Annotated in this window: 24 protein-coding genes and 1 tRNA gene; 12 read left to right on the forward strand and 13 right to left on the reverse strand. The window is 56.3% G+C overall.

From position 1 onward, the window contains the following. Positions 1-11 precede the first annotated feature (11 nt). Positions 12-347 (reverse strand): PepSY domain-containing protein, encoded by a 336-nt coding sequence (locus JFC11_RS10640; RefSeq protein WP_232482875.1) that lies wholly within the window; start codon positions 345-347, stop codon positions 12-14. A 208-nt stretch (positions 348-555) separates the two neighbouring features. On the opposite strand from JFC11_RS10640, the gene JFC11_RS10645 reads away from it, so the two are divergent. After that, positions 556-1,032 carry a PepSY domain-containing protein gene (locus tag JFC11_RS10645; RefSeq protein WP_038480578.1) on the forward strand — a complete coding sequence of 159 codons (477 nt, stop codon included), beginning with the start codon at positions 556-558 and terminating at the stop codon, positions 1,030-1,032. Between the two features lie 200 nt (positions 1,033-1,232). Further along, positions 1,233-2,240, forward strand: a complete 1,008-nt coding sequence (locus JFC11_RS10650; RefSeq protein ID WP_198349534.1) for a DUF1853 family protein — start codon at positions 1,233-1,235, stop codon at positions 2,238-2,240. Between the two features lie 12 nt (positions 2,241-2,252). On the opposite strand, the gene proB is transcribed toward JFC11_RS10650, so the two are convergent. The 4 genes from proB to rplU form a co-directional block, all read right to left on the reverse strand. Further along, positions 2,253-3,413, reverse strand: a complete 1,161-nt coding sequence (gene proB, locus JFC11_RS10655; protein WP_231658234.1) for a glutamate 5-kinase — start codon at positions 3,411-3,413, stop codon at positions 2,253-2,255. 61 nt (positions 3,414-3,474) lie between these two features. Continuing rightward, positions 3,475-4,668 carry an Obg family GTPase CgtA gene (gene cgtA / locus JFC11_RS10660; protein WP_038480572.1) on the reverse strand — a complete coding sequence of 398 codons (1,194 nt, stop codon included), beginning with the start codon at positions 4,666-4,668 and terminating at the stop codon, positions 3,475-3,477. Positions 4,669-4,809: 141 nt separating this feature from the next. Next, positions 4,810-5,067 carry a 50S ribosomal protein L27 gene (rpmA, locus tag JFC11_RS10665; RefSeq protein ID WP_009097313.1) on the reverse strand — a complete coding sequence of 86 codons (258 nt, stop codon included), beginning with the start codon at positions 5,065-5,067 and terminating at the stop codon, positions 4,810-4,812. A 30-nt stretch (positions 5,068-5,097) separates the two neighbouring features. Next, positions 5,098-5,409, reverse strand: a complete 312-nt coding sequence (rplU, locus tag JFC11_RS10670) for a 50S ribosomal protein L21 (protein WP_009723801.1) — start codon at positions 5,407-5,409, stop codon at positions 5,098-5,100. A 285-nt stretch (positions 5,410-5,694) separates the two neighbouring features. On the opposite strand from rplU, the gene ispB reads away from it, so the two are divergent. Next, on the forward strand, positions 5,695-6,699 hold the full coding sequence (ispB, locus tag JFC11_RS10675; protein ID WP_198349535.1) for an octaprenyl diphosphate synthase: 1,005 nt from the start codon (positions 5,695-5,697) through the stop codon (positions 6,697-6,699). Between the two features lie 126 nt (positions 6,700-6,825). Then, positions 6,826-6,902 (forward strand) — tRNA-Pro (locus tag JFC11_RS10680). Between the two features lie 65 nt (positions 6,903-6,967). Here JFC11_RS10680 and JFC11_RS10685 read toward each other — a convergent pair. The 5 genes from JFC11_RS10685 to JFC11_RS10705 all read right to left on the reverse strand — a co-directional run bounded on the left by JFC11_RS10685 (position 6,968) and on the right by JFC11_RS10705 (position 13,327). Then, positions 6,968-7,750, reverse strand: a complete 783-nt coding sequence (locus tag JFC11_RS10685; RefSeq protein WP_198349536.1) for a sulfite exporter TauE/SafE family protein — start codon at positions 7,748-7,750, stop codon at positions 6,968-6,970. 16 nt (positions 7,751-7,766) lie between these two features. Then, the gene (locus JFC11_RS10690; protein ID WP_198349537.1) at positions 7,767-10,085 is read right to left on the reverse strand and encodes an ATP-dependent DNA helicase; all 2,319 of its coding nucleotides are present in this window, start codon (positions 10,083-10,085) and stop codon (positions 7,767-7,769) included. Continuing rightward, the gene (locus JFC11_RS10695; protein WP_198349538.1) at positions 10,082-11,839 is read right to left on the reverse strand and encodes a VRR-NUC domain-containing protein; all 1,758 of its coding nucleotides are present in this window, start codon (positions 11,837-11,839) and stop codon (positions 10,082-10,084) included. Before JFC11_RS10695 ends, JFC11_RS10690 begins: the two co-directional genes overlap by 4 nt. Positions 11,840-11,871: 32 nt before the next feature. After that, the gene (locus tag JFC11_RS10700) at positions 11,872-12,219 is read right to left on the reverse strand and encodes a hypothetical protein (RefSeq protein WP_038480555.1); all 348 of its coding nucleotides are present in this window, start codon (positions 12,217-12,219) and stop codon (positions 11,872-11,874) included. 202 nt (positions 12,220-12,421) lie between these two features. Beyond that, on the reverse strand, positions 12,422-13,327 hold the full coding sequence (locus JFC11_RS10705) for a LysR family transcriptional regulator (protein WP_095604404.1): 906 nt from the start codon (positions 13,325-13,327) through the stop codon (positions 12,422-12,424). A gap of 110 nt (positions 13,328-13,437) precedes the next feature. Here JFC11_RS10705 and JFC11_RS10710 point away from each other — a divergent pair, with 110 nt between their 5' ends. The 7 genes from JFC11_RS10710 (at position 13,438) to JFC11_RS10740 (ending at position 20,644) form a co-directional block, all read left to right on the forward strand. Next, entirely contained in the window at positions 13,438-14,805 is a 1,368-nt protein-coding gene (locus JFC11_RS10710; RefSeq protein WP_038480549.1) for an aminotransferase family protein, read from the forward strand. After that, on the forward strand, positions 14,802-15,503 hold the full coding sequence (locus JFC11_RS10715; RefSeq protein ID WP_038480546.1) for a CoA transferase subunit A: 702 nt from the start codon (positions 14,802-14,804) through the stop codon (positions 15,501-15,503). The genes JFC11_RS10710 and JFC11_RS10715 overlap by 4 nt, the downstream gene beginning before the upstream one ends. Then, positions 15,493-16,146 (forward strand): 3-oxoacid CoA-transferase subunit B, encoded by a 654-nt coding sequence (locus tag JFC11_RS10720; protein WP_095604401.1) that lies wholly within the window; start codon positions 15,493-15,495, stop codon positions 16,144-16,146. Before JFC11_RS10715 ends, JFC11_RS10720 begins: the two co-directional genes overlap by 11 nt. Continuing rightward, the gene (locus tag JFC11_RS10725) at positions 16,146-17,429 is read left to right on the forward strand and encodes an ArgE/DapE family deacylase (RefSeq protein WP_198349539.1); all 1,284 of its coding nucleotides are present in this window, start codon (positions 16,146-16,148) and stop codon (positions 17,427-17,429) included. The genes JFC11_RS10720 and JFC11_RS10725 overlap by 1 nt, the downstream gene beginning before the upstream one ends. Continuing rightward, the gene (locus JFC11_RS10730; protein WP_120385909.1) at positions 17,426-18,613 is read left to right on the forward strand and encodes an acetyl-CoA C-acyltransferase; all 1,188 of its coding nucleotides are present in this window, start codon (positions 17,426-17,428) and stop codon (positions 18,611-18,613) included. Before JFC11_RS10725 ends, JFC11_RS10730 begins: the two co-directional genes overlap by 4 nt. A gap of 62 nt (positions 18,614-18,675) precedes the next feature. Beyond that, positions 18,676-20,154: a Na+/H+ antiporter NhaC gene (nhaC, locus tag JFC11_RS10735; RefSeq protein ID WP_051626408.1), complete on the forward strand. Its 1,479-nt coding sequence runs from the start codon at positions 18,676-18,678 to the stop codon at positions 20,152-20,154. Positions 20,155-20,239: 85 nt separating this feature from the next. Then, positions 20,240-20,644, forward strand: a complete 405-nt coding sequence (locus JFC11_RS10740) for a universal stress protein (RefSeq protein ID WP_038480531.1) — start codon at positions 20,240-20,242, stop codon at positions 20,642-20,644. A gap of 26 nt (positions 20,645-20,670) precedes the next feature. Here the strand turns inward: JFC11_RS10740 and JFC11_RS10745 are convergent, their stop codons facing one another. Together JFC11_RS10745 and JFC11_RS10750 are read right to left on the reverse strand one after the other, a co-directional pair. Next, complete coding sequence (locus tag JFC11_RS10745; protein WP_038480528.1) at positions 20,671-20,970, reverse strand: GIY-YIG nuclease family protein; 300 nt, start codon at positions 20,968-20,970, stop codon at positions 20,671-20,673. Further along, positions 20,963-21,436: a YchJ family protein gene (locus JFC11_RS10750; protein ID WP_198349540.1), complete on the reverse strand. Its 474-nt coding sequence runs from the start codon at positions 21,434-21,436 to the stop codon at positions 20,963-20,965. The genes JFC11_RS10745 and JFC11_RS10750 overlap by 8 nt, the downstream gene beginning before the upstream one ends. 154 nt (positions 21,437-21,590) lie before the next feature. Here JFC11_RS10750 and JFC11_RS10755 point away from each other — a divergent pair, with 154 nt between their 5' ends. Further along, positions 21,591-21,902 carry a hypothetical protein gene (locus JFC11_RS10755; protein WP_030074158.1) on the forward strand — a complete coding sequence of 104 codons (312 nt, stop codon included), beginning with the start codon at positions 21,591-21,593 and terminating at the stop codon, positions 21,900-21,902. Positions 21,903-21,983: 81 nt separating this feature from the next. On the opposite strand, the gene JFC11_RS10760 is transcribed toward JFC11_RS10755, so the two are convergent. After that, on the reverse strand, positions 21,984-23,156 hold the full coding sequence (locus tag JFC11_RS10760) for a multidrug effflux MFS transporter (RefSeq protein ID WP_198349541.1): 1,173 nt from the start codon (positions 23,154-23,156) through the stop codon (positions 21,984-21,986). Between the last annotated feature and the right edge of the window lie 83 nt (positions 23,157-23,239).

The following is a 23,239-nucleotide window of genomic DNA, read 5'->3' on the forward strand; positions in this document are numbered from 1 at the left end:
GAATAGCTACCTTATTGGCGGCGCATCTCGTTAATACGCACACCTTCTATTTTCATTAACTGTCCACTATGGCCATCAAACTCAAACTCAACCACTTGATTCTGAGCGCCCAGCAGTTTGATCTCATACTCTACATGGCCATCCTCACGCTCGATCTCTACTTCTATTACCTCGCCGATATAATTAGCCTCAAGCCAGTCCAAAATGGACTCTAAGGGCACGACGTCGCCTCGCTGCACTTCACTGTGCAACGCTTCCCAGGGCTGATCACCAATGGCACTACCGGCCAGTGCAATAGCAAACATCGCGACAACGACGTTAACAGGCAGCGCTTTGTGCAAGCGCATGCGTGGCAGGCGCTGCCAATAACGTGAAAGGGTTCGCGTGAGGGGCATCTTGTTCATCGTACTAGCATGCCAAAAGCAACATGAACGTTAGATGAATGGCTTTGTCAGCTTACGGAAAGAACCGCGGTGCTATAACTGTTTTGCCTTATGACGAATGCTGTCTCATTCAACAGATGACGTCATTCAACAAACCAAGAAGGAATTTGATATGAACGCTATGAAGAAAATGTTGCTGATCCCGACCTCTGCACTGCTGTTCACTGCGGCTGCAGGTAGCGTGCAAGCGGATACATTGCCGGTTGATCAGATTGATAGTGTGCTAACCCATGCCACTGACTATGGGTTCACCCATTACGAAGAGATCAGTATTAAGAGCCGTGGCCGTGCCGAGGTTGAAGGCTGGCTTGATGACGAATGGTACGCTGACATTGAATTTTCCATCGATAGTGGCGAAACACTGCAAGAAGAGCGTGAGCGTTTAATTACCGGGGCCTGGGGCATGAGTGAAGATGATATTCGCCAAGCACTCGAGGTAGCAAGCCAAGAGGGTATGAGCGAATTTGAAGATATCGACATTGATAAAAGCGGCATGATTGATGTTGAAGGCCGCGATGAAAATGGCCGTGAAATAGAAATCAGTCTACGCCAAGGCTCCTTTCAAGTAAGCGAAATTGACCGCGATTAACGGGATAGCACAAGCCAGCATTAACTAACGCAAACCATTATGCGGGCCACTTAGGCCCGCTTTTGTTGGCAGCTCATAATGTTTGATACGGCAAATAAGCGCTGTCAGTTACTTTTTTAATTAGCCAGTGGGACATTGCCAGCAACGCGTTGTAATGTGGTACGCATCATCAATAGTCATTGACTGTGTACTTCTGGGAGATGCCTTTGACGCTACCCACCACCGCAGAAGGCGTAAGCGACCGCCTAGAGCATTCGGTATTGCGTGATCTTGCCTGGTTGCTCGCCACGCCTGATTTGATTGAGCTAGCGGGGCCGACTACCTATCCAGGCAGGCCAACACGCCAGGAGCTTGGCCTAGTAGATTCAATTGATGACTGGTTGGCGAATCTTTCGTCACTAGTGAGTGCGCTAGATGGCCAACTGGCGACACGCATGGGGCACTACCATGAGCGGCTGTGGCACCTGATGTTAGATAACGCGCCTAACACACGACTGCTCGCCAAGAACCTGCGCATTACCCAGCGGCGCAATACCCTGGGCGAACTGGATATGCTCTATCGAACACGGGACAACCCCAACCCCATCCATTTGGAAGTGGCGATAAAGTTCTATCTTGGCCTACCCGAAGGGCCTGGCGATGCTACCTGCCAAAGCCGCTGGATTGGCCCTGGCGGGCTGGATAGCCTAGCGCTGAAATGTAGCCATCTGCGCCATCATCAGTTGCCAATTTCGCGCACTGCCACCGCGCAAGCGATCATCGCCCACTGGCTAGCGCCTAGAGATATAGGCCCCGCTCCACCACTCCATCATCCACTGACGCAGCGCCTAGCGATGCCCGGCGTACTGTTTTATCCCTGGCACGCAACGTTACCGCCGCCCAGCGGTGCAACGGTCGATCATCGACGTGGTAAGTGGTGTTATTTAAGGGATTGGCCGCAATTCTCAGCTCAGCGAAGCGAGACACTGAAAATGGCATGGCTAGAGAAGCCTCACTGGCTAGCACCGCCACCATTGGCTAGGTTCTACTCTGCCAAGAAACATATGGCAGACGTGACGCCCCTCATCCATCGCTACGGGCCGCAGCAAGTAGTGCTATACGACCCTCAGGCAAAAGCATTAACTGGGGAAAAGCCGCTTGAGCGGCTAGTCATCGTGCCTGATGACTGGCCACGCCAAGTACCGCTAACGCCCCGTACTCGCGATTAAACAACCAGCTCGTTAAACAACCACCAAGTTATCGCGATGGATCAGCTCGTGAGCCTCCACGTAACCCAGAATTGCTTCAATCTGGTGGCTCGGTTGGCCCGCTAACTGACGGGCTTCATCCGCACCGTAGTTAACCAATCCTTTGGCCACGCGTGCGCCCTGCTCATCCACGCACAGCACCATATCACCGCGCTTAAAGCTGCCCTGCACTTCACGTACGCCCACCGCCAACAGGCTAGAGCCTTTGCCACGCAGTACATTGACAGCCCCGGCATCCAGTACCAAGGTGCCACGCACCTGCAACTGACCTGCCAGCCAGCGCTTGCGAGCAGCGATGGGCGCTTGAGCTGGGCGCAACAGAGTGCCCAGCGCCTCGCCAGCCATGATGCGGGAAATAACGTCCGGCTGGCGGCCACTGGCAATCACCGTGACCGCACCGGAACGGGCAGCCAATTGTGCAGCACGTATTTTGGTGCTCATGCCGCCGCGGCCCAAGGCGCCTCCACTGCCAGCAACAGCGGCTAAGCGCGGGTCGTCGGCACGGCCTTCAGCAATCATTTTGGCATTGGGGTCGTGGCGAGGGTCGGCGTCAAATAGCCCCTCCTGATCGGTTAGCAGCAGCAGTGCATCGGCTTCTAACAGATTGGCTACCAGCGCGCCAAGCGTATCGTTATCGCCAAAGCGAATCTCGTCGGTGACCACGGTATCGTTTTCGTTGATTACAGGCACCACACGCATCTCAACCAAGGTACGCAGCGCTGACAACGCGTTGAGATAGCGCTTGCGGTTGGAAAGGTCATCGTGGGTGAGCAGAATCTGGGCCGTTAACATACCGTGGCGAGCAAAATGCTGCTCGTAGCACTGGGTGAGACCGTTTTGGCCTACCGCCGCAGCAGCCTGAAGCTCATGAACGGCACTGGGGCGAGCCTGCCACCCCAGGCGCACCATGCCCGCCGCTACGGCACCCGAGGATACCAGCACAACTTCTTTGCCCTGCTGATGCAGCGTGGCAATCTGGTCGACCCAGCCACCAATGGCCGGCTCATCCAAGCCTCGGCCATCGTTGGTGAGCAGCGCGCTACCAATTTTAACCACCACCCGGCGGGCGCTGCTTAACGCCTCACGGCCGGGCAACTGCTCATTGCTTTCCACGTCGCGACTCTCCCAAGCCATTCCGCTCACGCGTTTGATTCCGTTAACCCTGCTGACGCCACCCATTCGGCCGACGGATCGGTTATGGGGCGTACTCTACCTCGACATCGTAATCATCATCGTCAAAGTCGTCGTCATCTTCATCGTCGTCGTCACGCTTACGGCGACGGCCAAGACGCGCTTCCGTACGGGCCACTGATTCTTCTTCCATGCGGCGGCGCATTTCCTGCTCGCGGGCATGGGCTTCTTCATCTTCATTTTCTAGGCGCTGCTGCTCAGTCAGCCAGCGATACGCCGCCTGTACCAACTTATCAGTGCCGTCGCTGCTGATTGCCGAGATGCGGAATACCGGGCCATCCCAGTTCAGCGCTTGGATAATCGCCTCGGCGCGGGCTTCGCGCTCATCTTCCGGCAGCAGATCAAATTTATTCAGCACTAACCAACGCGGCCGCTCAGAAAGCGCCGGCGAGAACTGGCCTAGCTCGTGAATAATCGCCTGCGCCGCTTCCACGGGGTCAGACTCGTCAAACGGCGCCACATCCACCACGTGGAACAGCAGACGTGTACGGGTCAGGTGCTTCAAGAAACGCAGCCCCAAGCCCGCGCCATCAGAGGCACCCTCGATCAGCCCTGGCACATCGGCCATCACAAAGTGCTCGTGCATACCCAGCTTCACAACACCCAAGTTAGGCACCAGGGTAGTGAACGGATAGTTCGCCACTTTGGGTTTGGCCGCGGATACCGAACGGATCAGCGTGGACTTGCCCGCATTCGGCATGCCCAGCAGGCCGACGTCAGCCATTACCTTCATTTCCAGGCGCAGGTTGCGGCGGTCGCCTTCGGTGCCCGGCGTGGTACGGCGAGGCGCACGGTTGGTCGAAGATTTGAAGTGAATATTGCCCAACCCACGGCGACCACCTTCGGCCACCAGTACCACCTGACCGATATCGGTGACATCGGCGATGACCTCAAGGGTATCCTCATCGATCACCGTGGTGCCCACCGGCACTTTCACATGCAGGTCTTCACCGGCTTTACCGCTCATCTGGCGGCCCATGCCGCCCTGGCCGTTTTCAGCTTTGTAAAAACGCTGAAACTTGAAATCAATCAAGGTATTCAGTGAATCGTCACCAATCAGGTAGACGCTGCCACCATGGCCACCATCGCCACCATCAGGGCCACCTTTGGGCACATATTTTTCGCGGCGAAAGCTCAGACAGCCATTGCCGCCTTTACCTGCCTCAACAATAATCGAGGCTTCATCGACGAACTGCATTGGATTCTCCCGGCCGCTTCCGCCGCCCTAACTGCAATATCCCGCCCATTAATAACAGGCAAAAGGGATCGAAAAGACAAAAAAGCCCCGCCATGGCGGGGCTTTTATTTCGTCATCTTCGCTCTGCGCAACAGCTGTTGCTTAGGCAGAAACGATGCTAACGAATTTACGGTTGTTCGGACCTTTGGTCTCGAACTTCACGAAGCCGTCGTTCAAAGCGAACAGCGTGTGATCACGGCCCAGGCCAACGCCAGTGCCTGCGTGGAAACGAGTGCCACGCTGACGAACGATGATGCTACCCGCGCTGGCTGCTTGGCCACCGAAGAGTTTCACACCTAAGCGTTTGGACTCGGAATCGCGACCGTTACGCGTGGAGCCGGCTGCCTTTTTATGTGCCATTGCAAAATCCTCCTTAAGGGAATCGACTGCTTACGCAGAAATTCCGGTAATTTTGACTTCAGTGAACCACTGACGGTGGCCCTGACGCTTCATGCTGTGCTTCCGGCGACGGAACTTGATGATCGTTACTTTATCGCCACGGCCGTGGGAAACGATTTCAGCGGAAACTTTGGCACCACTTACTAAAGGCGCACCAACGTTGACGTCATCGCCGTCTGCAACCAACAGCACTTCATCAAACTCAATCGTTTCGCCGGTAGCGACTTCGATTTTTTCGAGCTTGAGGGTTTGACCTTCTTGAACGCGGTACTGTTTGCCACCGCTTTTAATAACTGCGTACATGTCGCTCTCCGGACTTGTCGTTAATGCCGATTACGCCCCGCGTAACCAACGCTCATCGCCTTCCGCTCTTATCGACCTGCTGCGAGTGGCGCCCCTTTTGGCAGCCATCTGACAGGGAGCATGATGAGTGGGTCGCGAATTATAGCGACTATCGCGGTTTACCACAAGACTACGGGGCATTGTCAATCACACATCGCACCACGAACGTCTATCGCTACCTTGACGCCTCACAGACAGCCCCATAGCATGGCCCCAACTATCCTACCCCCGCGATGAACGGAACCCATGACAGCCAACGTCTCTCAAACCCCGCCTGCCAGCCCAACGCCTTCACCGCTGCACGCCGTGGTGGCCGATGACTTTGACGCCGTAAACCGCACCATTGTCGCGCAGCTGAATTCCAAGGTGCCGCTGGTAGAAACCATCGGCCAATATATTATTGAAAGCGGCGGCAAGCGCCTGCGTCCTTTACTCGTGCTGCTGGCTGCCCGGTCACTGGGCTATGAGGGCGACAAACACATCACCCTGGCCACGCTAATCGAATTTATGCACACCTCCACGCTGCTGCACGACGATGTGGTCGATGAATCGCACATGCGGCGTGGCAAAAAAACTGCCAACGATGCCTGGGGCAACGCACCATCCGTACTGGTGGGTGACTTCCTCTATTCGCGCTCGTTTCAAATGATGGTGGACGTAGGATCGATGCGCATTATGGCGATTCTGTCCGGCGCGACCTGCGTGATTGCCGAAGGCGAAGTACTTCAGCTCACCAATATCGGTAACCCCAGCATTTCTGAAGCGGATTACTTTGAAACCATTCAAGGTAAAACAGCGATGCTGTTTGAAGCCGCCTCCCACAGCGGTGCCGTGCTTGCCGACGCCACACCTGAGCAAGAGCGCGCCCTGCAGTACTACGGCCGCTATTTAGGTCTCGCCTTCCAGCTCATCGACGACCTGCTGGATTACCAAGGCGACGCCGAGGCCATGGGCAAAAATGTCGGCGACGACCTGGCAGAAGGCAAACCTACCCTACCGCTCATTCATGCTATGGAGCGCGGCACACCGGAACAGGCAAAGCTAATCCGCCAAGTGATTCGCAAGGGCGGGCTGGAACAGCTCGACGAGGTGCTTGAGATCATCAATGCCACTGGCGCGCTGGAATATACCCGCGCACGGGCCGTTGAGATGGCCGATAAAGCCCTGGCCGAACTCGATGCTCTGCCACCCAGCCCCTATCGCGATAGCATGGCTAACATCGCCCGGTTAGCGGTTGATCGCAAAGCATAAAGTCAGCGCAACAAAGCAACCCAGCGCGAAAAAAGGGACTTGAAAAAAACCCTTCGCCTGCGTATGATTCGCTCCGTTGTTGAGCGCTGCTTAGCGCGCTTTTAATAGCATCGTTGCAACAATATTCGGAATATAGCTCAGCTTGGTAGAGCGCTGCCTTCGGGAGGCAGAGGTCGTAGGTTCGAATCCTGCTATTCCGACCAAAGAATTCAGTAAAAACGGCCACTTGCTCTAAGAGCTAAGTGGCCGTTTTTGTTTGCTTCTCACCCTACCCTGGCGGGTGGATCAGCCCCACCACACTGACCAAGATCAGCACGGCTCCCAGTACGCGGAAGAACAGCCCGGTGTCTGCTTTTAGCATGTAGCGGTGGGCTTTTTCGCCTAACAAATGGCCGATAAATGCGCAGGGCAGTAGCCATAGTTGATGAATCAGCTGGAGGTCGACGCCGGCGATGATAAACGACGCCATCTTGATCATCACCAGGATAAACCACAGCACAAACATGGTATCGCGCAGCTGCTCTTTAGCGACGTGAGTGGCGAATACCGCGACAATCAGCGGCGCGCCAATCAACGAGGTGCCACTGACATAGCCACCGAGAGCAAGCAGCACGATATCGACGTATTTGTTGCTACTTCTAAACGGCTTATTCAGCACATAGCCAATGGCATAAATGATCACAATGCCGAAAATAATGTTGGTCATGATCTGAGAGGGCAGCGTTAACAGCCCCACCACCCCGATCAACTTAGGCACGATCATGATTTTCAGGGCTTTGGTTAAATAGCCCCAATCGATATTACTTTCCGGCGACGTACCTCCCACGCCCGCTTTCTGCACTTGACGATGGCCGCTCCAGGCAATCCAACTGGAAAAAATCAGTAGATGAATGGCCACAATTGGCAGAAAGACCAGCGGTTCGTTTACCACCAGCAGCAGAAAAGGCAGCGCCAGCACGGCTCCACCAAAACCAAGGCTGGTGCGAACAAAGCCGCTCCAAGCAAAAATAAGCCCGATGAGAAGGTACTGGTACCAGAGCAAATCCGTCATTGCGCGTGCATGGCCTCTAAGAAGATGAGTGGTTGCCTAGCCCCCACCAGCGTGGCAGCAATGCGCGCACCTTGGTCTGGGCAAAACGGTCGTCCATTAATATCACAACCCCTTCATCCTCGGGGCTGCGAATCACCCTTCCGGCGGCCTGCACCACTTTGATCATACCGGGTATGCGGTAGGTGTAGTCGTCGCCCTGGCCGAAACGGGTGTTCATGCGCGCTTTCAGCGCTTCGTTAAAGTCGTTAAACGGTGGCAGGCCTAAGGTGGCAATAAATGCGCCGATTAGGCGCTCGCCAGGAAGGTCGACCCCTTCGGCGAAAGCACCGCCTAGCACTGCAAAGCCGATGCCCTTACCACACGGGGTAAAGCGCGCCAGAAAGGCGTCGCGCTCGGCTTCCTGCATTCCACGGGTTTGGGCAAACATCGGCACGCTAGGATGTACGTGCTGAAACTGCGCCATCACCTGCTCCAGATAAGCAAAGCTACTAAAAAACGCCAAATAATGGCCAGGTTGACGCTGATACTGGTCGGCCAGGACTTCCACAATATGCGCCACAGAGGCCTCACGGTGATGATAGCGAGTGGAAATATCGGTACGAATACGCACTTCCAGCTGGCGGGCGGCAAACGGTGAGGCCACTTCCCGCCACACGCTGTTTTCCGGTAACCCGAGTAAATCGCGGTAGTAATGAAACGGGGTCAGCGTGGCCGAAAACAACACTGCGCTGCTGGCAACCTTGAAGCGTGCCGCCAGAAAATCCGCAGGAATAACATTACGCAGCCCTAGCACTGCGTTGCCTCGGCCATAACTTGCAAGGTCGCAAAGTGAGTGGTCACCAAACCGCTCCGCCAAACGGCAGAAGGCCAATGCGTCAAACAGCAGCTCTTGAAGCTCAATGCTTGCGGCGTCGGGGTGCTCAACCAAATAATCGGTGATCGCGCCAGCCAAGGTTTGCATCGCGGCCACCAGCTTGTTGGGCAGCGCATCAAGTAAATGGTAACGCTGTGACGCCGCTGCATCGGTGGTGACTTCCTTCGTTAGCGCCTGCCACTGCCTACCGACACGGGCTAGCGGTTTAGCAAGCGCGGGAGGTGAGCGGCGACGCAGACGGCTCAAGCGCCGCTGGGAAAGCTCGGCACTGTACATGCCCCGCGCTCGCTCAACTAAGTTGTGCGCTTCATCTATCAGCAGGCCTACCCGCCAGTCGTTGGCTTGGGCCAAACCATGCAGCAGCGCATGGCTATCAAACCAGTGATTCACATCGCCCACGACTACGTCGGCCCAGCGGGCTAGTTCCTGGCCTAGATAATACGGGCACACACTGTGGGCAAGCGCCACCTCACGCAGTCCGGCACGATCTAGCCAGCGACGTGCCACCGCGGCTTGGCGAGCGGCAGGCAAGCGGTCATAAAAACCTGCTGCTAACGGGCAAGCATCGCCTTGGCAAGCGGTGCCTGGGTACTCGCAGGCTTTTTGTCTGGCCACCAGTTCCAACACGCGCAGCGGCGATGTGAGTGCAGGCGATGAGAGGGAAGATGAAATAGGCGGTGATGAACTGGAGGTAACAAGACGCGCCAGCGCATCCAGCGCCACACGGCGGCCTGGGGTTTTCATGGTCAGAAAGGCCACCCTATCCAGCTGCTGACGGGGCATTGCAGTCAGCATTGGAAACAGCGTGCCAAGGGTTTTGCCAATGCCGGTAGGGGCTTGGGCCAGTAGGCAGCGCCCGGTGCTGGCGGCTTTATAGACATCTTCCGCCAACGGGCGCTGCCCAGGGCGAAAATCAGGATAGGGAAACGTCAGCGTCGCCAGCCACTCATCGCGGCGTTGGCGATGGGCAGACTCCTGCTCTGCCCAGGCCAAAAAGCGTTGGCAGTGATCGGTAAAAAACGCCTGCAGCTCGGTGGCGCTAGCTTCGTGGGTAAGCAGCGTTTCCTGGCCGCTGGTAATCTCCAGATACACTAACGCCAGCGTGACCCGCTCAAGGCCACGCTCGGCACACAGCAGCGCGCCGTATATCTTCACCTGCGCCCAGTGCAACGCCCGCTGATTAGCCGCCATGCGATCTAGATTGCCACGATAGGTTTTGACCTCTTCCAAACGGTTGGCGCTGGGGTCAAAGCCGTCAGCGCGGCCCGCCACGCGAAGCCCCTGATACTCACCGGAAAGCGGCAATTCGGCTAGGTAATCCTCGCCCCGGCGGCTAGCCACTAACCCATGCCCTTCGATACCTTCCTGAGCGCTGGGTGCTGGCGTAAAGCGGTGGTCAAGATCGCCCTCCCGTGCAGTGAAATCACATAGCGTGCGCACCGCTACCCGGTAACGGCTCATTCGGCATCTTCTCGCTCAGACTCTTCTCGTTCAAACCTTTCTGGTTGAGACCCTTGTGCTTCAGATGCTGGCTGCCAGCGCACATGACATACTTCAACAGGCATGCCGTGGCGGCAAAAGAAGCTAATCCAGCGGCGTTGGTTATCTTGTAGACGATCCCCAGGCCCTTTCACTTCTATCATTTTGTAGCGTGGTTCGCCGGGCGGTGCATCCGGCATCAACTGAATCAGGTCAGGTAGGCCTGCACGGTTATGTTTAGGGTCATCTAATAGCCGCATAAAACAGGCACGCAAATGGGCAGGCGGCAAGCACTTAAGCGCAAGCGTTAACAGCTCTTCACTGACGATTCCCCAGTGAACAAAGGGCGAGGCGATGCCCTGTTTGGCGTGCCAGGTGCGCAGTATCGTGTCCTGATAGCGGCCATCGTCCAGCAGGGCCAGGCAGGCAGTGATATCGACTTGACGCTGAGAGACAAAATCCTCGCGGTATAAATCCGCTGGCCCGCTGTGAAACGGGTGAAAAAACGCGCCTGGCAGCGGTTTAAAAATGGCCGGCCAGAGCAGTAAGCCAAATAGCCCCGTCAGCAGGCTATTTTCAACGTAATACACCGGCGCGTTAGGGGTCGCCATGTAGTCAGCAACGGCACGCTCGACTTGCTGAGGGCCAGGTAAATGAAGCACATAGGTAGGCGCCTGGGCCGCTTGTTGATCAGCCCAAGCAGAATGATCAACCTGTTGGGGTAATTTGCGTGCTAAACGCGGCAGCAGCCGCATAAGGGCTTGGCTTTCGCCTTCATTTGGCTGCGCGCCAAGCGCGCTGATCGTGAGTTCATAAGCATCTGAATAACGGCCTAAACGCTCTAACACGCGCAGTCTGCGAATACGCGCATCGCTGTTATTGGCGTCAGCGTAAAGTGTTAACGCTAACTCTGCGTCGCCGCCGCGCTCGGCCTCGCGGCCAATGGCAAGCAGCAACCGCGCCCGCCGAGAAGCTAACCAACGGTTGCTGGAAGCTGGTGGCACCTCTATGGAAAGCGCTTGCGGCAACTCGCCGTCGTCCAAGCGTTCACGCAAGCGGTGAAGCGTTAAGTAAGTAGTCACTTCATTGCGGCTTTGGAACGCGCGCGACTCCGCGGTAAGCGGTACCTGCTCAAAGCGCTGCAGGCCCAACTCCGTTAGCACGAACTCTGCCCAGTCCTGGCGCAGATTGCCGAAAAACATCAGCCGAAGTCGATCACACAGCGCCATCACCGTTAGCTGCACAATCTGCGTCGTCGCCGTTGGCCACCACTGCTGAAGGGGGGCGGACACTTCTAGCGATGCTTCCAAAGCTGCTTGAAGCGCAGCTTTCGTGCTGTTGCGGGCTAGACCTGCATTGTTGATCTCGCCTGCCAATGCCTGGCGCAGTTCACTCAGTCGCAACAGGCGAAATAGCTCGCGGCTGCTTAATTGCGGGGCATTGTCTACCCATCCAAGCACCACCAACGGAGCCAAGGCCTGCTCGGCGTCACCGATTTCCGCATAGCTCAGTTTATCCAGACGAAATAATTCCCCTTTACGCATCACCATGCGCACCAATAGCGCCTGGGAGGCTTGGGGTAACGTCTCAAAATGACTAATAGCGTCGCGCTCAGCAGCACTTAATAGGTCGTAGTGGCGGGCTTCCACCCAGGCCAACACGTAACGAAAGTTCGTCAGATAGTAGAAGGGGTCATCTAAGGAGGCGGTCGCTGATGCGACAGGAGCACTGTTCATCTATCCATTGTAACAGTGCTTGATGAAGCAGGTTAACCCACCCGGTGCTGATAAAGTACGTCCAGCGCATCGTCATCAGCAGCAGAGGATGACGCCTTTGATTGGGCAACGGGTTTGCGGCCGCCCACCAGCACATACCATTCCGCTTCTGTTAGGTAGTGCTGACACCAGCGGCTTAAGCCCGCGGCCACATCATCGCGAATTCGTTCGCCGCTTCGGAAAGCCTGGGCGAGATGTAACAAGTCCTGGCGAGCAGTGCGAGCACGGGCGTTGCCGCCGTGCACTTTGGAAAGTGGGCAGCGTCGATCATAGGCTGCGTTGGTTAATGCATTTAACCAACGTTCCAATTCATGCGCCTGAATACCGCCGTAAACTGCCACACTGCACTCCATGCTGAATGATGATTGAAATTTAATGAGCTCCGCCCATTAGCACTTGCGAAAAAGGGCGTTAGATTGCCCGATTGTGGTGCAACTGTCATCTTCGGGTTATTCCTGGCCACACCCAGACATAGCCTAAACCAAGACGTAACGTTCTATGTCTGTACTATACCTGCTAATCGAACGAAATGATTTGTAAACGTTAGTAATTCATTAGTGTCTCTTTCGCTTTGTGTTTAAGCGACGCCAACACTTTAGACTCATGCCATTCTGGGCGATAAACAATGCCAAAACCAAACGACAACGCAGGCATAAAAGGCAGCACTTTGACATGGTCGTGGCGCGACAGCTGATCTTTCGCAGTAATCGGGTTCATTACCGTGACACCGACCTCATTAGCTACCAGCGCGCTAATCGTGCCGATATTAGCTTCCGTTTTACCTGAAATTTTAACACCATGCTCGGCGACAAGTTCTAGCAGTGGATTCGTGCTAACACTTGGCTGGTTGCTGATCACTAAATGTTGACCACGCAAATCACTGACTTCAACAACATCATGCGTGGCTAGCTCAAGCTTGTCAGGCACCAGCGCCACGGCTTCTGTCACCAGCAGTGTTTCTGTTAAGAGCTGAGGAGACGTCGCTGGCAATGTGATAAAGCCGATATCCGCATGGCTTGATTCCACCGCCGTTTGTACATCGTGGCTCGACATCATATCCAGACTAATACTTATCCGGCTGTTTTCAGCCAGTAACGCAGCGACTACCTGGGGCACAAAGCCAAAACATAGCCCGGGAATAGCGGCAATTCTCAAGCGTGATGTGCCGAACTCCTTAAGCGCCAACACACTATGGCGTAGCTCTTCAATATTGCCCATCAGCCTGAGAATCTCATCGTACAGCTCGCGTGCCTCAGGCGTTGCTAGTAAGCGGTTTTTTTCACGTAGAAAGAGCTGAATCCCCAGGTTCCCTTCAAGCTGCGCCAGCGAACGGCTCACTCCCGATTGCGTCATGCCAAGCAGGCGTGCCGTCCCTGAAGCGCTACCTACTTCATACAGCGTCTTGAAAGTTGCTAATGCTTTCAACGAGTTAATGGTGACCTCAGGCATGACTTTTACTCATTGATATTCGAAAAACGATCATATATTGAAATATAGTAACAAGCCTACCTAGACTGCAAGTGAGATTTTTCACCACACCATAAAAAACGGAAAACGTGATGACCGACTCTCCGCTGTTCTACCAGGCAGGTCCTGCCCTGCCGGAAGTCAGCCACGCTGATGGCGTTATGCTCTGGGATACCCAGGGCAAGGATTATCTGGATGGCTGCTCCGGGGCTATTTCCTGCAACCTAGGTCATGGCCGACAGGATATTCGTGACGCCATGCTCGCCCAGATGGATAAGGTGGCCTTCACCTATCGCACTCAGTTTGAAAGCGCTCCCGCCGTTGCGCTTGGCCATCGGCTAGTCGAGCTATTTGAGGGTGAACTCGGCAAGGTGTTTTTCATTTCCAGCGGTTCCGAGGCAGTGGAGTCGGCCCTCAAGCTGGCAAGGCAATACTTTTTCGCCCTTGGTCAGCCTCAGCGCCAGCGCTTTGTATCGCTGCGCCCGTCTTATCATGGCAGCACCATGGGGGCACTGGGCATGACCGGCTATCAGCCGCTGGAAGCGCCCTTCACCAGCATGACCCATGCGTCCATCAAAGTGCCGGGGCCGGATTTCTATCGTCATCAGGAGTGTGATGATGACACTCACGTTGACCGCATCCTGGCAGAGACCCGCTCCGCCATGGAAGCCGCAGGTCCTGAATCACTGATTGGTTTTGTCATCGAGCCAATCGGCGGTGCCAGCACCGGTGCACGGCTATTAGGCAAACGCTACCTGCAAGGCATTCGTGCCTTATGCGATGAATTCGGCTGCTTGCTGATTGCCGATGAAGTACTCACCGGCGTGGGCCGAACTGGCACTTGGTTTGCCTGCCAGCACTACGATGTGGTGCCGGACATCCTGGTCACCGCAAAGGGACTGGGCGCGGGCTACTACCCCATTGGCGCGATGCTCGCCCGCAGCGCTATCGTCGAAACGGTCATGGCCAGCGGTGGCTTCCAACACGGCCACACCTATGCTGGCAACCCTTTGGCCTGCGCTACTGGCCTGGCCGTGCTTGAGGCCATTGTGCGCGAAGATTTGCTGGAAAATACCCGCCAGCGTGGCGCGCAGCTGGAAGCAGGGCTGCGCAGGCTTGCCGAGCGCTACGACTGGGTCGGCCATGTACGCGGTGCTGGCCTGTTATGGGGCGTCGAACTGGTCGCTGATGGCGAATCGCGCCAACCTTTCCCTGCCGAGCAAAACCGCTTCGCCCAAATCACCGCATTGGCCAAACAGGAAGGCCTATTGATCTACCCTCGCCGCACTCTGGATGGCGTGGCCGGTGATCATTTCCTGGTCTGCCCGCCGCTGACTATTCAGCCCGAGGAAGTCGACACTCTGCTGGAACGCTTAGCGCGTGCCATGGCGCGTTTTGATCAAGCGCTTACCGCCCCTGATTTGCCCCCACAACCTTCCAGGGAGCGCTTAACACCATGACGCTGCTGAACCACAAAGCCTGTGATATTGACGCGGCTATCGCCGAGATTCCCGATGGCGCGACCATCATGGTCGGCGGCTTTGGCTCGCCGGGCACGCCCTTTGCGTTGCTCGACGCCCTGCTCGCCAGCGGTCAACGCAACCTGACACTGATTAAAAACGATGCCAATGAACCTGGTATCGGTATCGGCAAGCTAATTGAGGCAGGCCGTGTAAAGCGCTTGATCACCTCTCACTTAGGCCTCAACCGAACGGCCATTGACGCCATGAATGCTGGCGAGATGGAGGTCATTTTTCATCCTCAGGGGCTGTTGGCTGAAAAAATCCGCTGTGCAGGCGTTGGTCATGGCGGCTTTCTTACCGATATCGGCATCGGTACGGAAATTGCCGAAGGCCGTCGAGAAATCAGTGTGGAAGGTTGCACCTGGGCGATTGAGCCTGCCTTACAGGCTGATGTTGCTCTAATTCACGCTGAGCGAGCCGACCGTTACGGCAACCTGATCTATCGCGCCACGGCCAGCAATTTCAACCCCTTAATGGCCATGGCTGCCGAGCGGGTGATTGCTCAAACCTACCGTATCGACCAACCCGGCGACCTGCCTATCGACACTATTCATACGCCTTGTGCCTTTGTCAGTCATGTGGTGCAGGTCGACCGCGCGTCCAGCCAGCAAGGAGTTCGCCCCCATGCTTTCTGATCAGCAGCGTATGTTGACCCGCGCCGCCCGTGAAGTCATCGACGGCCAGATCGTCAACCTGGGGATCGGGCTGCCAACACGGCTGTTCCACTACCTGCCCGATGATATGAATGTCCTGGTGCATTCCGAAAACGGCGTGCTGGGCTGCCGCCCCCGCCAAGAAGGTGAAGCGCCCGATATCGACATGATTGACTCCGGCGGTGCGTATATCACCACCCGCGCGGGGGCTAGCGTGTTCGATAGCGCCACGTCCTTTGCAATGATCCGCCGCAGTCGCGTGGACGTTACCTTTATGGGCGCCTTCGAGGTGGATCAGGAAGGCAACCTGGCCAACTGGAAGATCCCTGGCAAATTCTCGCCTGGCATTGGCGGTGCCATGGAGCTGGCCCAGAAAGTCGCTCGACTGGTAGTGCTGTGCTCCCACAACGACAAGCACGGCAACCCCAAGATTCTCACCCGCTGCCAGCTTCCCCTGACCGCCAGTCGCTGTATTTCCCGCATTATCACCGAGAAAGCCGTGATGGATGTGACGCCAGAAGGGCTTGAGGTAGTGGAAATCGCCGAAGGGCTGAGCGTTGAAGCGCTGCGCGAAGCTACCGACGCCCCCCTGCTGATTGATGAATCACGTTTAGGGAGATTCTGATGCTCGACGCCACCGAACAACGCATCATTGCCTGCTGCAATGCCTTGATGGACGACACCCTGGAACTGACCAGTGACTTGGTGCGGGGCTATAGCGTCCTTGGCCAGGAACAGAGTGCGCTGGACACCATGGAGCGCCACCTTGAGCGCCTGGGCCTGCCAGTGACCCGTGTACCCTTGGACGCCCCCGGCTTTGAGGAGCACCCCCATCGTGCTCCCACCGAATGGCCCAGCACTGGCCGCTACAATGTCATTTCAGACCTTAACCCCGGCGCGCCAGGACCACATTTAGTGTTCAACGGCCATCTTGATGTGGTACCTGCCGAGCCTGTCGATATGTGGACCCGCCCCCCCTGGGAGCCGTGGCAAAAAGATGGCTGGCTGTATGGCCGTGGCGCGGGTGATATGAAGGCGGGGATTGCCGCCATGGTGATGGCGGTTGAGGCCGTGCGTCAGGCGGGGGTAGAGATCAACTTTCCGCTTACCCTACAAACCGTAATTGAAGAAGAGTGCACCGGCAACGGCGCGCTGGCCTGCCTGCATCAAGGTTTTAGCGGCGATTTCGTACTGATCCCGGAACCTTTCGGCGCTCAGATCTACGCTGGCCAAGTGGGAGTGCTTTGGTTTCGAATGCGCCTGGATGGCGTGCCTGCCCATGTGCTCGACCCCAGCGCCGGGCGCAATGCGATTGAAGCCCTACAGGACTATCTACCTGCTCTGAAAGCGCTGGAAGCCGAAATAAATAATTTACCCCGGCCTGCGCTTTACGCTGACCATCCTCATCCGTTCAACCTTAGCGTTGGCCGTGTAGATGCGGGCAACTGGGCCTCCAGCGTACCTGCCCACGCCATTCTGGAAGGGCGTGTTGGCTTCCCGCCCGGCATGTCACCAGAGGAGGCCATGCAGCGGGTCAGCGACACCCTGATGACCCGCCACGCCGAGCTTGACGACGCGACACCTCCACCCAAGATCAGCTTCCATGGCTTTCGCTCCGAAGGGCATGTGGTCGATCTCGATACCCCAGGTATCCGGCTCCTCTCGGAGTGCCACGAAGCCTTATTGGGCGAACCACCTGCCCACTATCTGTCCACCTGCACCACTGACCTGAGGGCCTTCCACGTTTCCGGCGAGATCAACGGCACCTGCTACGGCCCGATTGCTCAGCGCATTCACGGTGTAGACGAGTGCGTCAACATCGACTCGATCCGCCACGTGCTAACCACCTATGCCCTGTTCATCCATCGTTGGGCGCGCATGGCAGACAACCAGGAGACCCACTCATGAGAGACGTGTATCTCGCCGACTATGCGCGCAGCGCCTTCAGCCGCGCGCACCCCCGCAAACCCGAGGTCGATGCCTGGGCCGATACCCGCAGCGATGCCCTGCTAGCCAGCGTGCTCGATGGCTTATTAGCACGTAGCGGCGTTGACGGCGCGGCGGTGGAAGACCTGAGCATTGGCTGCGCCTTGCCAGTAAAAGAGCAGTGGAGTTTTGGAGGGCGTTACCCGCTGTGGCTGGCCAAGCGTTTCGGCCCCCTGGGAGAGGCATGTGCTACCCGCCAAATTGATCAGCAATGCGGCTCGGGACTTGCCGCGCTGCGCAACACCGCACGGGAAATTCAGGCCGGTGCTATCGAGGTTGGCATGGCCGGAGGCGTGGAAAACATGACCCGCGTGCCCATGGGCCCGGCACTGTTTAAGGAAGGCGTGCTGACCAGCCCTCAAGCGCTGCAAAAAGCCGACTGGCTGACGCTCGACGTGGTGCTCAATATGGGGCTGACCGCCGAACGACTGGCCAAGTCTGCCGGTATTTCGCGTGAGGCGATGGACGCACTCGCCCTCAGTTCCCACCAGCGTGCCGCCAAGGCCAACGCAGCAGGTCACTTCGACGCTGAGCGTTTGACCCTGAACAACGCGGCAGGCGAAACGGTCAGCGCGGACAGCAATATCCGAGCGGATACCAGCGCTGAGCGCCTGGCGGGGCTGGACCCGGTATTTATGCAAGGCGGCGTAGTGACTGCAGGCAACAGCTCGCCGCTAACCTCTGGTGCTGCTGCCACGCTACTGATGTCGGAATCTGCCCTGCGCCAACACGGCATTAGCCCCTTGGCACGCGTTGTGGCCATCGCCGACTGCGGCGTCAAGCCAGAGGAGATGGGCGCCGGTGCCGCCGCCGCCATTCGTCGCGCGCTGAAACAGGCCCAGCTGACACCACAGGATATCGGCGTATGGGAAATCAATGAAGCCTTCGCCGCAGTGCCGCTGCATGCCATAGGTGAGCTTTCGATTGACCCTGAAAACGTCAATATCTGGGGGGGTGCCATGGCGCTGGGGCACCCGTTAGGCGCGACCGGTATCCGTCTCGCGGGCACGCTTAGCCGACTTCTTCACTCCCGCCAGCAACGCTACGGCTGCGCGGCGGCCTGCATCGGCGGTGGGCAAGGCATCGCCATCATTTTAGAACGCTAAAGCCACTAGATGCCGTTTAACCAAGCGGCAAACAACACTAACTCCTTATAAGGAGAATAATAATGTCGACGACAACGTCAACAACAACGAACGACGAAAACAAACGACCCTCGTTTTGGGGCGCCATCATAGGCATCGGCTTCTTATGCTTCATGATGTTTGCGCAGATCTTTTTACTTGGTGAAGACTGGGTCACCCATATCTCGCTGATCTTTGCCATTGTGGTCTGCGCCATCATCGCGCTGTATTCCGGCTTCAGCTGGCAGGATGTGCAGAAAGGCATATTGTACGGCTGCGAAATCGCCATGCTGCCGATGCTGATCTTAATGATGGTCGGTGTGTTAGTCGCCAGTTGGATTGCCTCCGGCACGATTCCCTCGCTGATCTATTATGGCCTTCAACTGATCAACCCCTCCTATTTCCTGGTCACGGCCGTCATCGTGTGTGCCGTTGCATCACTGGTCACCGGCAGCTCATGGACCACCGCCGCCACCTTCGGCGTAGCCTTTATCGGCATCGGCAGCGGTCTGGATATTTCTCCGGCGATGACCGCGGGCGCAGTTATTTCCGGTGCTATCTTCGGTGACAAGATTTCACCAGTATCAGACTCCACCAACCTCGCTGCTGGGGTTGCCGAGGCCAACCTGTTCGACCACATCCGCTCGATGTTCTACACCACCGGTCCTGCACTGATCATTACTATTATTCTGTTCTTCTTTATCGGCATGCAGTTTGACGGCGAAGGGGCTGATATTTCCCGCACCGCTGAACTACTAGCGGGCATTAGCGATAATTTCTCAGTGGGTCTGCTCGCCTTCCTGCCCCCATTAATAGTGGTCGTTTTGGCCTATCGGCGCATCAACGCCCTGGCAGTCATGGTCATTGGCAGCCTATTGGGGGCGGGACTTGCTGTCGCCACTCAAGGCGTCGGACTGGGCAGCATGATGAATTACATGAACTACGGCTATGTATCGGAAACCGGTGTTGAAGCCGTCGATAGCCTACTTAGCCGTGGCGGCCTGCAAGGCATGATGTGGACGATCTCGCTGGGCTTTATCGGGCTTAGCCTGGGTGGCCTACTAGAGAAAACCCGCATGCTCGAAGTGTTATTGGAAAAGATGGGCAAACTGGTCAGTAATTCACGCGGACTAATCGTTACTCACGTTGTCTCATCATTAGCCACCAACCTGTTCTCGGCCAGCCAGTATATTGCCATCATTATTCCGGGGCGCATGTTCGTACCCGCCTACCGCAAACTCAAAATTCTGCCATCGGTATGTTCGCGCACCTGTGAGGACTCGGCCACGGTGACCTCACCGCTGGTTCCTTGGGGGCTAGGCGGTGCTTACTACATGGGCGTGCTCGGCGTGTCCGCGTGGGATTACATGGGTTGGACCTTCCTCGCCATTATCACTCCCGTGATTGCCATTGTGTACGGCCTGTTCAATATCTGCATTTGGCGTGAAGGCGAGCGTAACGACGTCAACACCTATAACCAGCCATACACCGAAAGTCTGCCGCAAGCCGAGCTAGCGAAGTAGATCGCCACCTACCAGACCAACACGTGGCTAGAGGCGACCGAGTTGTCGCCTCGCACCACTGCCTATCAACCTGAGGGCATCTCTCATGTATAAGAATATTCTAATCACAACGGCGGCAGACAATAACTCCAATATCCTGCAAAAAATCGAAGTGGCACGTAAGCTGGCAGACAAAGACAGCACCATACAGATCATTTCGGTAATGGAGCGTATTCCCCCTTATATCGCACCATCACTGCCGAGTGATTACCGCGAAACCACCGCTCAGCGCATCAAGGACGGTATTCGCCAGAAAATTGGCGGCGAGCACTACGAGATTCATGTTGTGGAAGGCAATGCTGCCCATCAGGTGGTCAAGTTTGCCAAACGCAACGGCGTCGACTGCATCATTATTTCCTCGAACCGCCCCGGCTTTCCCGACCACTTTATGGGCTCCACCGCCCTCAATGTTGTACGCCAGGCAGCGTGTACCGTGACGGTGGTTCGGTAGACCGGCCATTCGATCATCTGCGAAAGTTACCTATCCAACGCCGAGCCGGAAAAATCGCTAATCGGCCACTGAGTGGCCCATTGACGTTTTCGGCTTGGCGTTTGGCGCTTCAGCGCATATTCAGCGCGGCTGGCTTCGGCGCGATCTGCGAACGGTTGCGCGCCGAGCAGCGCTATCGGTGGATTCGCTCGGGTATAGCGAGCGCCTTTGCCGTCGCAGTGCGCTTGGTAACGTTTCGCTAGGTTATTGGTAATCCCCACATAGGTGCCGCGTTTGCACTCAAGTAAGTAGAGGAACCATTGGGTATCGGTATTGATACTACTCACCGCAACAACTCTTTATTTTTCGACCGCTACCACATAGACAGCGCTCGTTTCGCCGCGGTTTGAGGCGCTCAATGGTCGGCACGCCATCCACATACCACCAGCGCCCGTCTTCAAACACAAACCGTGAGTTTTCTTCCAGCACATGCCAGCGGTTTTGTTCACGGAAATAGGCTAAAAAATGGACTGTGCCCTGCCTCTCGTTTGCTGGCGGTGCCACCACAATCGTGAGCGCTTTCCATTGGGTGTCTGGGTCGGGCGCTAGCTGTGCTGGCCGCGTTGATGCGTGCCAAGTGGCGAGTAGGTAATCACGGCTATTCAACGCAAATGCCGTGTAACGTGAGCGCATTAGCGCTTCTGGCGTAGATGCCGTTGCACCTTGGTGATAAGGCTGGCAACACGCCGTAAATGCAGCACCACTGCCGCACGGGCAGTTGGCTGACGTTGAGACTGGCGTTGAAAGCGTCATATTGAAAGCTCTGTATTCTTTGGTTTATAGATTTGGTATACGTTTTGTTTCGGTATTGGCACAGAGTTAGATATAGTACCAGAGCTACATCATCAGACAGACGGAGTACGACACACGACCAAGCATTCTTTCCAAACCCAGTGGAGGTTCTCCTATGAAGGTTTACAAACCCGAGTGGCAGTGCACGTTTAGCGTAAACGAAGGCGCGGTAGAATCAGCAACCTGGAAAGAGCGCATCGCCTGGCGGCTTAGACAAATCGCCGATCGACTAGAAGGCGGTGGCCGTACGGTAAAAATCGACTACAACGTCTCTCCGCACGTTAGCCGAGACGAAGTTGATACCTGTTTGGGAAAAGGGTTTGAGGTGACTCAGCGGCTGCTGACCCAACTTGCCCGCCAACAGGCCTGCGAAGATGTGATGCGCCATGCGAAAGCAGAGCTTTACGAAGAGCAGCATCAGCACTAATAGCCAGTCCGTAAGCGTCTCAAGAAAACACCCGCCTATTTAATATTGGCGGGTGTTTTTTATTTCTCCCCTTAGCTGCTATTACACTACTTTCTTCCGGTACCCAGACCATGGCAAGCATGTGAGTAGCGCGAGTAGCCCAAGCGCTAGTACCGCATCGCCAAGCACACCAACTCCCGTACCGAACACAGCACTCACCCCCATCGCTACCACTGCAGCACTACCAATCTGGCAGAACCCCACCAGCCCCGATGCCGTCGCCACATGCCCGTGTTCACTGGCAACCGCTCCGGATACCGCTAGCGATAGCGAGGAACCATTAGCAAGGCTGACTAAACACATCGGGAGTATCACACTGGCTGTGCCCTGTAGTTGCAACGCGCCCACGGCCAAAAATGCCACACCGCCAAGTACGAAAAACACGATGCCTGCGGTGATGATGCGATCATAGGGCCAGCGATCGAGCAGTCGTTTAGCCAGTAGATTGGCACCGATGATGCCAGCCGTCAGAGGCAAGTACAGCCAGCCACTCTGCTCCTCGCTCAACCCTTGGCGCGCGAATAGAAAGGGCGACTGGGTTAGGTAGACAAACCAAGCACTGTAGATCGCACAGACGACCAGCGTATAGCGGCAGAAGGTCCGGTCACGCAAAACGTGGCCAAATCCGGTAAAGGGCGAGGTCCGAGTACGATCCTGGACAGGGAGCGTTTCTGGCAGCAGCGTTAGCACCATCAGTAGCGCCATAGCTCCGAAAGCAGCCACGCATAGGAAGTCGGCTCGCCATCCGAAGGTAGCGGCCAAGTGCCCTCCGATGGCTGGCGCTAACGCTGGTGATAGCGACACTAGCGGGTAGACCATCGCGTAAACCTTGGCCGATGTGCGCTTATCACAAGTGTCGGCGATCAAAGCGCGACCAATCACTAAGCCCGACGCCGCACCAACCGCTTCGAGTATGCGCCAGGCCAGAAATCCGACATAGCTATCAGAGGCCGCACAGCCCAGCGAACCAGCCATGTACAGCGTAATGCCAGCAAGCAGCAACGGCTTGCGACCATAACGGTCCGACAGTGGCCCATAGACCAACTGCGCACTCGCCAGCGCCAGCAGATAAATAGAGACCGTTTGCGGCATTTGCCAGTCGGCAACGCCGAACTCAATGGTCATGCTCGGCATCGCGGGTAGATACACGTCCGAGGCAATCAGGCCAAAGGCACTGAGCATGGCGACGGTCAGGATGAAAGATACACGAGGCATGGCCACTCCCTGCAGCAGTAGCCAACCTGCTGCGCGCGATATGGGTTAAGAAGAATCTAAATTCAGAAGGAATAAGCGCCATG

The organism is Vreelandella alkaliphila (assembly GCF_016107625.1).
GTDB classification, from domain to species: Bacteria; Pseudomonadota; Gammaproteobacteria; order Pseudomonadales; family Halomonadaceae; genus Vreelandella; species Vreelandella alkaliphila.